The following is a 12,969-nucleotide window of genomic DNA, read 5'->3' as shown; positions in this document are numbered from 1 at the left end:
GGTCGGGTGGCCCGGGTGCTTGGACGCCGGGGCGTGGATCTTTGATGGTCGGGCGGTCGGGCGGTCGGGCGGTCGGCCCCGGCGGCGCGAAACCCCCGTGCCCCCGCCCTCGACCCCCGCCACAATGACCACGTGCGGTACGGAATCCTGGGCGTGGCCCAAGCGGCGGACGACCAGGGCACCCCCGTACCCATCGGCGGCCCGCGCCTGCGCACGCTCCTCACCGTCCTCGCGCTCCGCCCCGGCCGCACCACCACCCTCGACACCCTCATCGACGAGATCTGGGCGGACGACCCGCCCCAGGACGCCCCCGCCGCCCTCCAGGCCCTCGTCGGCCGGCTCCGCCGGAGCCTCGGCCGGCACGCCATCACCTCAGCCCCGGGCGGCTACCGCCTCGAAGCGGCCGAGGAGGACGTCGACCTCCACGTCTTCGAACGCCTCACCCGCACCGGAACCGCCGCCCTCGCCGCGGGCGACCCGGCCACCGCCCACCGCACCCTCACCGAGGCCCTCGCCCTCTGGTACGGCCCGCCCCTCGCCGACCTCCCCGACCGCACCGCCGCCGCCCGCCCGCGGGCCCTGCGGCTGACGGCGGCCCGCGCCCGCGCCGCCGCCGCGCTCGATCTGGGCCGCGCCCAGGAGGCCGTACCGGAGCTGACGGAGCTGACCGCGGCCCACCCGTACGACGAGCCCCTGCACGTCCTCCTCATCCGTGCCCTGCGCGAGACGGGCCGCCCGGCCGACGCCCTCGCCGCGTACGAGACCTTCCGCCGCACCCTCGCCGGCACCCTCGGCACCGACCCCGGCCCGGAACTCCGTGCGCTGCACCGGTCGTTGCTGACAGAGGGGACCCCCGCGACCGCGACCGGGGAGCCGGCCGGACCCCAGGAGCGGGTCACGCCCCACGAGCGATCCGCCTCCCCGGAGCGGTCCCTGCCCCCGGCGCCGCCCCCCGCCCGGCCCCGGGAGCGGACCGGGAACCTCCGCCCCCGTCTGACGTCCTTCGTCGGACGGGAACCCGAACTCGAGGCCATACGTGCAGAGCTGCACCGGGCCCGCCTGGTCACGCTCACCGGACCGGGCGGCTCGGGAAAGACCCGCCTCGCCGAGGAGGCCGCCACGGCGTTCCCCTCCGCCTGGCTGGTCGAGCTGGCCCCGCTCGACCACCCGGAGGCGGTGCCCGGCGCGGTGGTCAGCGCGCTCGGTCTGCGCGAGACCGTGCTCCTGACCACCGACCTGGCGAGCCCGCAGGCCGACCCCACGGCCCTGCTGATCGAGTACTGCGCCCCGCGCAGCCGGCTCCTGATCCTCGACAACTGCGAGCACGTCATCGGCGCGGCGGCCGCCCTCGCCGAGACCCTCCTCACCCACTGCCCCGGGCTCACGATTCTCGCGACCAGCCGTGAACCCCTCGGTGTCCCGGGCGAGTCGGTGCGCCCGGTCGAGCCCCTCGTCCCCGAGCAGGCGCACCGCCTCTTCACCGAGCGCGCCGAGGCCGTCCGCCCCGACGCCGGTGCCGTGCTCCGCGACACCGCGGCCGTGGCGGAGATCTGCCGCCGCCTGGACGGGCTGCCGCTCGCCATCGAGCTGGCCGCGGCCCGGCTCAGGCTGCTGACCCCGCGGCAGATCGCCGACCGGCTGGACGACCGCTTCCGCCTGCTCACCTCCGGCAGCCGTACCGTCCTGCCCCGCCAGCAGACCCTGCGCGCGGTCGTCGACTGGTCCTGGGAGCTGCTGGACGAGCGGGAGCGGACGGTCCTGCGCGAGGTGTCGGTGTTCGCCGGCGGCTGGGACCTCGCCGCGGCCGAGGCCGTGTGCACCGGCCCGGCGGCGGACCTGATCGGCACGCTGGTCGACAAGTCCCTGGTGGTCGCCGCCCCGTACGACCCGGACGGCACCGGCTCGGCCACCGGCATGCGCTACCGCATGCTGGAGACCATCCACGAGTACGCCACCGAGCGCGCCGCCGAGGTCCCCGCCCTGCGCGCGGCGGCCGAGCGGCGCCACCGCGCGTGGGTGCGCGCGCTGGCGGAGGAGGCCGATCCGCAGCTGCGGTCGGCGGCCCAGCTCCCCTGGATCTCCCGGCTGGAGAGCGAGCTGGACAACATCCGCGCGGCCCTGGACCGCGCGGTGCGCGCGGGCGACGAAGCGGAGGCGGGCGCCCTCGTGCTGGCGCTCGGCTGGTTCTGGTGGCTGCGCAACCACCGCCAGGAGGCGGTGGGCTGGGTGCGGCTGGTGCTCCGCCTGGGTGTCGCCCTGGACGCCCTGCCCGCGGGCGCGCCGGCCGGCGGGGCGGCGGCATCGGTGGAGTCCGCCGACCCGGTGGGCGCCTTCCTCGCCGCGCCCGGCGGCGAGGAAGGCCACCCGCTGCACGGGCTGCGGCAGGACCTGCGCATGTTCGACCTGTTCCTGACCTCCGAGACCGGCGCGGCGCAGCTCGCGGCCGACGAGCGGGCCCCGGAGTACATCGCGCGCGTGCGGGCGGGCTTCGAGCACGGCGGCCCCGCGGCCGCCCGCGTCCCGGGCATCGTGTGGCCGCTGACCGCCTACTACCTGGGCGGGCCGGTGGACATCCGCCCGCAGATGACGGCGGCGATCGCCAACGCCCGCCGGCACGGCGGGGACTGGGAGGTAGCCGTCGCCCTGATGTACCGCGCCCACGCGGCCGTCGACTCGCCGGGCAACCTGCGCGGTGTGGACGAGGACCTGGCCGAGCTGCGGACCCTCAGCCGGCGCGTCGGCGACCGCTGGATGCAGGCCCAGGTGTGCAGCGCCGCCGGGGAGGCGGCCATGGCCCGGGGCCGGTTCGAGGAGGCGCGCGGCGAGTACGAGGAAGCGCTGCGGCTCGCCTACGAGGTCGGCGCGTACGCCGAGTCGCCGTTCCTGATCGCCCGGCTCGCCGAGATCTCCTACCGCTCCGGCGACCGGGAGGCCGCGCTGGCCGCCCTGGACGAGGCGGGCACGGCCGCCGACCGGTACGCGGTGCCGGAGTCCCGGGCCTTCGTGCTGCTGCTGCGCGCCTTCATCGCCCTGCACGACGGGCGGCCGGCCCGCGCCCGCGAGCTGTACGACGCGTGCTGCGCGGCGATCCGCGACGGCGCCCCGCCCCCGCAGTTCGTCGCGGACCAGCGGAAGGTCGAGGCGCTGCTCGCGGCGGAGGAGTCGGGACCGGAGCACGGGGTGGCGCTCGTCGCGGACGCCCTGCGGCAGGCCGTGGCCGACCGGTGCGCCGAGTCGGTCACGGCCGGCCTGGTGGACGTGGCGGCCGGTCTGCTGGCCCGGCTCGGTGACCTGCCTCGCGCCCTCCGGCTGTTCGCCGCGGCGGACCGCTGGCGCGACGGCCGCCGCCGGCCCGAGCCGGAGCGCACCGAGGCCGAGCGGGTGCAGGCCGGCGCCCGCGCTGCCCTCCCCGCCGAGCGCTACGCCGCCGAGCTGGACCGGGGCGCGGATCTCGGTGTGCCGGACGTCCTGCGGGAACTGGGCGCCACGGCGGCGACCGCCCCAGGACGCCGGGACCGGGCCTAACGGCAGAGGAACCGGGACTCCGCCCAGTCCGCCAGCGCCGCCCGGTCGACGGTGTTGCTGTGCGGTTCCACCACCAGCCGCACGGTCGCGCGGCCGGTGAGGTCCACATGGACGGGGACCGCCTGATCGCGGCCCTTGACCATGCCCGACCGCCACAGTCGGACCCCGTCGGCGTAGACGGAGAAGGAGACCTTGCCGAGGCCGAGGGTCAGGTCGTCCACGCCGGCCAGTGCCTCGTACGCGGTGCACCGCCGGTTGAGGGCGACGGTGACGGAGGACGCGCCGTGGACGGTGGCTCCGCGCGCGTACTGCTTGCCGCCGATCGACATGCCGTACCGCTGCCACACCCAGCTGCTCTCGCCGAGTGCTATCTCGGGCCCCGTGCCGTCGCCGTCGACGTCGAAGCGGAGGTCGCTCAGCTCGTAGACGGCGGGTGCCGGCGGCACGGTGGGCGTCGGGGCCGGCTCGGGCCCGGACGTCGGGGTGGACGGGGGGACGGTGGGTGTCCGGGTCGGCGTCGGCGGGGGCGTGGGTGCGGCCGTGGGCGTGGCCGTGGGTGTCGGCGTCGGCGTGGTGACCGGGGTAGTGGCCGGGGTAGTGGCCGGGGTGGTCGCGGTGGCCGGCGTGGGCGTCGGGGCCAGGACCACGGGCCGCGGCGACGGCTCGCCACCGGGGTCGGACCCGGATGGCGTCCGGGCCGGCGACGGCGGCTCGGACCGCACGGCCGGCGCCGACGGCGACGGCTCGGCGACCTCCTTCGCCGGACGGCCGTCGTTCGCCAGCCCCAGCGCGACCGCGGCGGCGGCCACCGCGACCACACCGGCCGCGATACCGGCCTTGACCGGCGCCGCGAACCCCTCGGAGACCGCGGCCCCGCCCGCCCCGCCCGCGCCCCCGGACGACCCGGTGGCCGCGGCGGCTGCCCCGGCCCCGGCACCTCCGGCCACGAGGCCGAGCGCCTTGCCGTACCCGGCGGCCCCGAACCAGCCGAGGATCGCGACCGGGACGACAGCGGGGATGCCGCCGGCGACCTCCTCGATCTGGGCCGCCGCCAGCCGGCACCTGGCGCACTCCTCCAGGTGCTTGCGCAGGCCCCGCTCGGCACGGACGCGCAGCTTGCGGCGGGCGTACGTGCCCAGCTGGTCGGCGTAGCGGGCGCACTCCCCGTCGCGGGTGAGGGTGGCGCTGACGTGCGCCTGGAGGTAGGCCTGCTTCAGTCCCTCGCGCGCGCGGCTGGCGAGCACCCGGGTGCCGTTGGCGTCCAGCCCGAACAGCACGGCCACCTCACTGGGGGACTCGTCCTCCACCTCGGTGTGCCACAGCACGGCCTGCCAGCGCTCGGGCAGTGACCGGAAGGCCCGCATCGCCATGGACTGCTCGGCCTCGTGCAGGGCGCGCGCGTCGGCGCCCAGGCCGAGGCCGTCGCCGTCGGACCCCTCGGTGACCCGAGCGGCCTGCTGGGCGAAGAGGGCGAAGTCGTCGACGAGCTCCTCACGGCGCGCGGACCTGGTCCAGTGCGCGGCGACGCGCCGTACGGAGGTGAGCAGGTAGGCGCGTACGGCGTGCTCGGGCCCGGACCCGCCGCGCACGGCCTGGAGCATGCGGGCGAACACCTCGGCGGTGAGGTCGTCGGCCGTGTGCCCGTCCCGGCAGCAGGTGCGCGCGTACCGCCGTACGGCGTCGGCGTGACGCCGGTACAGCTCCTCGTAGGCGGAGTCGTCGCCGCCGCGCATCCGCTCGATCAGCTCGCCGTCGGCGGGCGGCACCTCGCGGGGCGGCGGCAGCACGCTTCCGTCGCGCTGGGCCGGCACGCTCTCCTCGCGGGGCACCCCGGAGGAAGCCGGGCGCCCGCCCTGGCGGGGCACGTGCGGGGAGGGCAGTCCGCGGGTCTCCGCGTCGCTCTCGTCACCGCGTGACCCGTCCCACCCGTCAACGCCCATCGCGGAAAGCCCCCACCGGCCCGGCCCAACCCGTCACCGGTCAGACTGCCACAAGCCCTTCGGCCGGGGCCCCCTCCCGGAACCCATCCACTCATCCGAGCGCACTTACCGGCCACCCTCGAACGCCTCGAACGCCTCGAACCTCCCGGCCGGCGCCGAGGTGAGACGAAGAGAGCGACGCGGGCGACGCGGGCGATACGAGCGACACGGGCGCCGCACGCGGGCCGGGGCCTCGCGTTCACTGGCGGCCGCCGGGGCCACGCCCCGCAGGCCCCACCCGCAACCGGCCGTGGCAGTCGCACGGTGGCCCGGGTGGGAAGCCGGTCCCGCCGAGGCCGTAGCCGAAGCCAAGCCGAAGCCAAGCCGAAGCCAAGCCGAAGCCAACGCCGAAGCCGAAGCCAACGCCGAAGCCGAGGCCCGGGCGGGACCGTGCGGAGGAGCTACGCCGGACGGGACCGCAGTCCCTCCAGCAGGATGTCCAGCAACCGCGCCGACGCGGCCGCCTGCTGGGCTGCGTCCGGCAACGACGGCGCCGCCGTGGCGATCACCAGCAGCACGTCGGCCACGGACACGTCCGCCCGCAGCTCACCGGCCGCCCGCGCCCGCTCGACCAACCGCCCGACCACGTCGAGCAGCGCCCCGGCCCCGGCGTCGTCGGCCACCGTGGCCGTCTCCGCCACCAGCCGCAGCTCGGCGCCGCCCGGCTGCACCCGCTGCTGAGGCACCCGGGCCTCCTCGGCGGCACCGGCCGGGTCCTCGTCGGCCGGGTCGGTGGACCCGACCCGCAGGACCTGGGGCGGCAGCAGCCGCCCCGCCCCCGACGCCACGGACGTCCGCAGGAAGCGCGACAGCGCCGACCACGGCTCGTCCTCCTGCCCGAGCGCGGCCCGCGCCTGCTCGGTCAGCCGTGCGGTCTCCTCCTCCGCGATCCGTCGGACCAGTACGTCCTTGCTGGGGAAGCGCCGGTACACGGTGCCCACCCCGACGCGGGCGCGCCGCGCCACGTCCTCCATCGGCGCGCCGTAGCCCAGCTCGCCGAACACCTCACGCGCCGCACGCAGCACGTGTTCCAGATTGCGCTGTGCGTCCACCCGCAGCGGGGTCGTACGCGCCCCGTCGGCGCGTCCGTTGCCCGTCGCCGCGCTCATCGCCCCGCCACCGGTGGCGATGGCGGCTGCGGATGCCCAATGCGTGTCCTGAACATGCATGTGTTTCCCCCGGTAATGACGTCTCCCCCCGGAGACTCTCCCCGCCACTGAACGCGGAGTGAGCGGAAGTGGCATCGGTCCCGACCGGAACCGCCCGTCGCGGACCCGTTCGACCACATTCCCTACACCCCGTCGACACACGAACATAGTTGAGAGGCAGTCAATTCAGAAGGGGCAGGTTCCGCACAGTGCGCCCCCCGATCGGAGTACGGGGCGTGTACGTCCCGATTGCCGCTCTTCACACCCTGTCGCCCGCCCCCGCTGACCTGCCCCCTTTCGTCCGGCACGGAGGGCGCGCCCGGTACCGCGTACACCCGGCCGCCGGTCACACAAATTGCCGGGGCTGTGGACAAACACCAGCGTCGGGTGCGTCATGGGATGGTGAAGGAACGTGCGCGCATTCTGGTTGTCGGCGGCGGCTACGTCGGGATGTACACGGCCCTGCGCCTCCAGCGGAAGCTGAAGGGCGAACTCAAGCGGGGTGAGATCGACATCACCGTCGTCACTCCCGACCCGTACATGACGTACCAGCCGTTCCTCCCCGAGGCCGCCGCGGGCTCGATCTCCCCACGCCATGTCGTCGTACCCCTGCGCCGCGTCCTCGACCGGTGCCACGTCGTCATCGGCGAGGTCACGTCCATCGACCACGCGACCCGCACCGCCGCCGTCACCACCCTCGCCACCGCCGGTGAGGACAGGCCCGGCAAGGACAGGCCCGGCAAGGACAGGCCCGGCAAGGACAGGCCCGGCGAACTGCTCGGCTACGACGAACTCGTCCTCGCCCCCGGCTCGGTCTCCCGCACGCTGCCCATCCCCGGCCTCGCCGAGTACGGCATCGGCTTCAAGACCGTCGAAGAGGCCATCGGCCTGCGCAACCACGTCATCGAACAGATGGACATCGCCTCCTCCACCCGCGACCCCGCGGTCCGGGACGCCGCCCTCACCTTCGTCTTCGTCGGGGGCGGCTACGCCGGGGTCGAGGCCCTGGCCGAACTGGAGGACATGGCCCGGTACACCGCGCGGTACTACCACAACCTCCGCCCCGAGGACATGAAGTGGATCCTCGTGGAGGCCAGCGACCGCATCCTGCCCGAGGTCGGCCCGGAAATGGGCCGGTACACCGTCACCCAGCTGCGCCGCCGCAACATCCAGGTGCTGCTCGGCACGCGCCTCGACTCCTGCGCCGACCGCGTGGCCGTCCTCAGCGACGGCCAGCGCTTCCCGACCCGTACGGTCGTGTGGACGGCCGGCGTCAAACCGCACCCGCTGCTCGCCGCCACCGACCTGCCCCGCACCGGGCGCGGCCGCCTGAAGTGCACCGCCGAGCTGACCGTCGACGGCACGGAGCACGCCTGGGCGGCGGGCGACGCCGCCGCCGTACCCGACGTCACGGCCGCCGAACCGGGCACCGAGACCGCCCCCAACGCCCAGCACGCGGTCCGCCAGGCCAAGCTGCTCGGCGACAACATCGTCCACGCCCTGCGCGGCGAGCCCCTGGAGACGTACGCGCACGCGTACGCCGGCTCGGTCGCCTCCCTCGGCCTGCACAAGGGCGTCGCCCAGGTCTACGGACGCAAGCTGAAGGGCTACCCTGCCTGGTTCATGCACCGCGTGTACCACCTCAGCAGGGTGCCGACCTTCAACCGCAAGGCCCGGGTGCTCGCCGAATGGACCCTCGCCGGGCTCTTCAAACGGGAGATCGTCTCCCTCGGTTCACTCGAACACCCCCGAGCGGAGTTCGAACTGGCGGCCGGGGGAAAGCCTCCCCACAGCCCCTCGGACGACCCGAAGGGGTCGTCCTGACCGGACGCAGGAACTCCACGGACCGCCGAGGCGTCTGACGGATGTCGCCGCGGCCCGGCCCCTGCCAGACTGCCCCACGTCCTCGGTCGGGCCACCCGCCCGCCCACCGCACCCACGAGGCTTTCCCCACTGTGAACTTCACGCGCTGGAGCGCCCGGCTCCCCGGAACGCAGCGCCGCGCCGCCGCGCGGACCGAGACCCCGGTCTCCCCGGACCGGCGGGGGGAAGGCTCCGTGCCCGCGGCCCGCGCCGAACCGTCCGCCGACGGGACACCCACCGTGCCCGCTGTCGACGAACTGCCCGCACGGGCCGTCCTGGACCGCGTCCCGGCCCTCGTCGCCCTGGTCCACGGCCCCGACCACCGCATCGCCTACCTCAACGACGCCTACACGGCGGCCTTCGGCACCCGCCCCACCGGCGCCCCCGCCCGCGAGGCGCTGCCCGAACTCGCCGAACTGGGCCTGCTCCCGCTGCTCGACCAGGTGCTGCGCAGCGGCAAACCCCGCACCCTGAAGTCCCGCAAGGCCGTCGACGGCCGCTCGTACACCTTCACCTGCACCCCCGTCGCCGAGGACGGCGACCGCGACCGCGACGGCGGCGGTGCGGTCCTCGTGTTCGCCACGGACGTCACCGACCACGCCGAGGCCGCCGAGCGCCTGCGCGCCAGCGAACGCCGCCAGCGCGAAACGGCCGTCACCCTCCAGCGCTCCCTGCTCCCGCAGGAGCTGGAACAACCCGACGACCTGCGCATCGCCGCCACCTACCAGCCCGGCGGCACCGAGGCCGCGGTCGGCGGCGACTGGTACGACGTGATCACCCTCGGCGGCGGCCGCACGGCCCTGGTCATCGGCGACGTCATGGGCCGCGGGGTGCGCGCCGCGGCCGTCATGGGCCAGCTCCGCACGGCCGTCCGCGCCTACGCCCGCCTCGACCTGCCCCCGCACGAGGTGCTCCAGCTCCTCGACGGGCTCGCCATCGAGATCGACGCCAACCAGATCGCCACCTGCGTCTACGCCGTACACGATCCGAACGAGGGCCGCCTGGTCTACGCCTCGGCGGGCCACCTGCCGATCCTGGTCCGCGACGAGAACGGCACGGTCACCCGCGCCGACGAACCGACCGGCCCGCCGCTCGGCACCGGCGGCTGGATGCACTCCTCCGGTTCCATCGCCCTCGGTCCCGGCGCCACGGCCGTCCTGTACACCGACGGTCTGGTGGAGCGCCGCGACGCCGACCTGGACGAGGGCATCGCCGCGCTGGCGGCCGCGCTCGCCGGTGCGACCGGCAGCCCGCAGGTCGTCTGCGACCGCCTGGTCCGCTCGGCCGGCGTCACCGCCGACCACGACGACGACGTGGCCGTCCTGGTCCTCCAGCACCCGGCCCGTACGGGCCCCGACGGCGACCTCTTCCGCAACGCGGCCCTGGAGCTCCTCGGCGGCGTCGAGGCGGCCCCACGCGCGCGTGCCTTCGCCTCCGGCGTCCTCACCAGCTGGCGCTTCCCCGCCGAACTGCACGACCTCGGCGTCCTGGCCACCAGCGAACTGGTCGCCAACAGCCTCCAGCACGGCACCCCGCCCATGCGGCTCAGACTCCGCCGCACCGACCGCCGCCTCATCGTGGAGGTCACCGACGGCGACGACCACCTGCCCAGACGCCGCCGCGCCGAGCCCGGAGACGAGTCGGGCCGGGGCATCGCGATCGTGGCGACCATCGCCTCCGGCTGGGGCTGCCGCCGCACCCCCGGCGGCGGCAAGGCGGTCTGGTGCGAGTTCGTCCTGCCGCAGGACAAGCGCTGACCCCGCGCCCCCTAAGGGACGCGGGGTCAGCGCGCGATCGGCCCCCCCCGGGGGGCGCCGCGGGACGACGGCCGCACGACGGCCGCACGACGGCTGCACGACGGCCGCACGACGGCCGCCGTAGCGCGACGACCGCCGTGGCGCGACGGCCGCCGTGGCGCGACGGCCGCCGTGGCGCGACGGCCGCTGTGGCGCGTCGGACGGCCGCCGTGGCACGACGGCCGCTGTGGCGCGTCGGACGGCCGCCGTGGCACGACGGGCCCGGTGCCTACGCGGGCACCTGTTCCGCGGGCGCACCGCCCCGCGTGACCACCCGGCTTCCCCGCGCCGGCCACGGCCGGTCCTGTACGGGGGTCAGCCGACGGCCCAGCCGCAGCGCCAGGTAGGTGATCCCCAGCGAGCACAGCAGGAAGGTCACGATGTACGGCCCGTGGAGCGAGGCCCCGAGGGGACCGCCCACCGCCGGACCGACCGCCAGCGCCAACTGCTTGACCAGCGCGAACGCCGAGTTGTACTGCCCGGCCATGCCCTCCGGTGCCAGATCGGCGACCAGCGGCGCCACCGTCGGCGACAGCATCGCCTCGCCCAGCCCGAACAGCGCGTACGTCGACACGAAGGCGGCCGTGGCCATCTCCTGGCTGCCGTGCCCCAGCCCCGCGTAACCGGCGACCAGCCAGGCGACGGCCCAGATCAGACCCACCACGGCGATCACCCGCGAGCGCCGGCGCCGCTCCACGAACCTCAGCACGGCGAACTGGGCGACCACGATCACCAGCGTGTTCGCGGCCAGGGCGGTGCCGAGCGCGGAGGTGGATATGCCGGCGGCCTCCACGCCGTACGCGCTCAGCCCCGACTCGAACTGTCCGTAGCAGGCGAAGAAGAGCACGAAGCCCAGCACGCACAGCTGCACCATGGCCCGGTTCCCGAGCAACTGCTTCCAGCCGCCCTTCGCCGACCGCGCGGGAGCGCCGTCCAGCCGCGGCGAGTGCGGCATCCGCACGGTCGCCATCACGCCCACCAGCAGCAGGAACATCGCCGCCTCGATCGCGAACAGCAGCGTGAAGGAGGACGCGCGCGTGGTGTCGACGAGATGGCCGCCGATGAGGCCGCCGACACCGAGGCCCAGGTTCTGCAGGAAGAACTGCATCGCGAACGCGCGGGAGCGGGTGTCCGCCGTCGAGCAGTCCACGATCATCGTGGCCAGCGCCGGCTGCATCACGGCCTGCCCGGCGCCGAGCGCCGCCGCGGACAGCAGCACGCTCGCGGAACCGCCGGCCAGGCCGAGGCTCAGCGCGCCCAGGGCGGCGGTCACCAGGGCGGCGAGCAGGACCGGCAGCGGGCCGCGCCGCACGATCGCCCGGCCGGCGAACGGCAGCACGATCAGCGCGGCCACGGCGAAGACGGCGAGCACGAGTCCCGCCGTCATGGCTCCCAGTCCCCTCACCTGCGCCACGTAGACGTACAGGTACGGGACGGTGAAGCCGAGCCCGAACGCGCTGAGTGCGTTGCCCACGTGGATCCGGCGCATCGCTGCGCCCATCGCCCTGGTCACGTTCACCTCTCTCACTAGTTAGACGTGAAGACTTCGAAGCTAAAGTTCGAAGCTAAAGAGTACACAGTGAAGGACTTCAAGGCAAAGGACTCGCGTGCGATACTGCGGCCATGGCCGAGACCCCCGGCATCACAGAGCCGACACTCGAAGAACAGATCGCCGCCTACCAACGCGAGTTCCAGGACCTCGACCCGCAGGTCGAGAAGATCGTCTCGGCGCTGTCCCGGCTCAACCGCCGCATGAACGTCGCCTACGGCCGCCAGACCTCGGCCCTCGGCATCAGCAACGCCGAGTGGGAGGTCCTCAAGGCGCTGGTCCTCTCCGGCGCCCCCTACCGCATGGGCCCCGGCGACCTGGCCAAGCGGCTCGGCCTCACCCCGGCCGCGATGACCCACCGGATCGACCGCATGGTCGCCGAGGGACTGGTCACCCGTGAGCGCGACGAGTCCAACCGCGTCCGCGTGATCGTGGAGCTGACCCCGGAAGGCCGCGAGAAGTGGCTGGAGGCCATGCGCCTGGCCACGGTCTTCGAGGAGGACCTGCTCCAGGACCTCACTCCCGCGGAGCGGTCCGTGCTCGGCGAGGTCCTGACCCGGCTCCTGCGCAGGGTGGAGCACGCCCAGCCGGACGCCGGCGGCCGGCTCAGCGACCTGGACTGACGCGGCCCCGGAAGCCGAGATAAAAGATCTTGACAGCGGGGGTTGACACCCCACGGGCCGATCCGTAGAGTTCTTCGGGTTGCCGGAGAGCCGTAACGGTTCTTCGACGGCACATCCGCCGCCCCGAGCGGCACCCTCACACCACAGCACGATCTCCCCAGCGGATTGTTTTCGGCGTGCCCGAATTCAATTCGAATAGGGGCTCGGCGGCCCGATTGGGAATCGCCGGGCGGATCCGCTAAGGTTTGAGACGTCGGAAGGGCCCAACAGCCCGGAAGACAAACCCCCCTGACTGGGAGTCAGACGCCGAAAGGATCTGATAGAGTCGGAACCGCCGGAAAGGGAAACGCGGAAGCGGGAACCTGGAAAGCACCGAGGAAATCGGATCGAAAAAAGATCTGATAGAGTCGGAAACGCAAGACCGAAGGGAAGCGCCCGGAGGAAAGCCCGAGAGGGTGAGTACAAAGGAAGCGACCGTTCCTTGAG

7 protein-coding genes are annotated in these 12,969 nt (G+C 74.6%); 4 read left to right on the top strand and 3 right to left on the bottom strand.

The window, feature by feature from the left end; translation table 11 throughout:
• The first annotated feature begins 132 nt into the window (after positions 1–132).
• Complete coding sequence (locus ABZ576_RS29185) at positions 133–3,525, top strand: BTAD domain-containing putative transcriptional regulator (protein WP_360747213.1); 3,393 nt, start codon at positions 133–135, stop codon at positions 3,523–3,525.
• Here ABZ576_RS29185 and ABZ576_RS29180 read toward each other — a convergent pair.
• Both ABZ576_RS29180 and ABZ576_RS29175 read right to left on the bottom strand, forming a co-directional pair.
• Entirely contained in the window at positions 3,522–5,465 is a 1,944-nt protein-coding gene (locus ABZ576_RS29180) for a sigma-70 family RNA polymerase sigma factor (RefSeq protein WP_360747210.1), read from the bottom strand. The two genes, ABZ576_RS29185 and ABZ576_RS29180, sit on opposite strands and share 4 nt — an antisense overlap.
• Before the next feature lie 440 nt (positions 5,466–5,905).
• Entirely contained in the window at positions 5,906–6,673 is a 768-nt protein-coding gene (locus ABZ576_RS29175) for a helix-turn-helix domain-containing protein (RefSeq protein ID WP_360747207.1), read from the bottom strand.
• 378 nt (positions 6,674–7,051) lie between these two features.
• Between ABZ576_RS29175 and ABZ576_RS29170 the strand changes: the two genes are divergently transcribed.
• Positions 7,052–8,476: an NAD(P)/FAD-dependent oxidoreductase gene (locus ABZ576_RS29170; RefSeq protein ID WP_360747204.1), complete on the top strand. Its 1,425-nt coding sequence runs from the start codon at positions 7,052–7,054 to the stop codon at positions 8,474–8,476.
• A gap of 131 nt (positions 8,477–8,607) precedes the next feature.
• Entirely contained in the window at positions 8,608–10,272 is a 1,665-nt protein-coding gene (locus tag ABZ576_RS29165; RefSeq protein WP_360747200.1) for a SpoIIE family protein phosphatase, read from the top strand.
• Positions 10,273–10,540: 268 nt separating this feature from the next.
• On the opposite strand, the gene ABZ576_RS29160 is transcribed toward ABZ576_RS29165, so the two are convergent.
• On the bottom strand, positions 10,541–11,812 hold the full coding sequence (locus ABZ576_RS29160; protein WP_360747434.1) for an MFS transporter: 1,272 nt from the start codon (positions 11,810–11,812) through the stop codon (positions 10,541–10,543).
• A gap of 122 nt (positions 11,813–11,934) precedes the next feature.
• On the opposite strand from ABZ576_RS29160, the gene ABZ576_RS29155 reads away from it, so the two are divergent.
• The gene (locus ABZ576_RS29155) at positions 11,935–12,483 is read left to right on the top strand and encodes a MarR family transcriptional regulator (protein WP_360747197.1); all 549 of its coding nucleotides are present in this window, start codon (positions 11,935–11,937) and stop codon (positions 12,481–12,483) included.
• Positions 12,484–12,969: the final 486 nt, after the last annotated feature.

Origin of the sequence: Streptomyces sp. NPDC013455 (assembly GCF_040632975.1) — a bacterium.
In the GTDB taxonomy this organism is placed as follows: domain Bacteria; phylum Actinomycetota; class Actinomycetes; order Streptomycetales; family Streptomycetaceae; genus Streptomyces.
The sequence above is the reverse complement of the archived record's forward strand: the minus strand, read 5'-3'. Positions and strand labels throughout refer to the sequence as shown.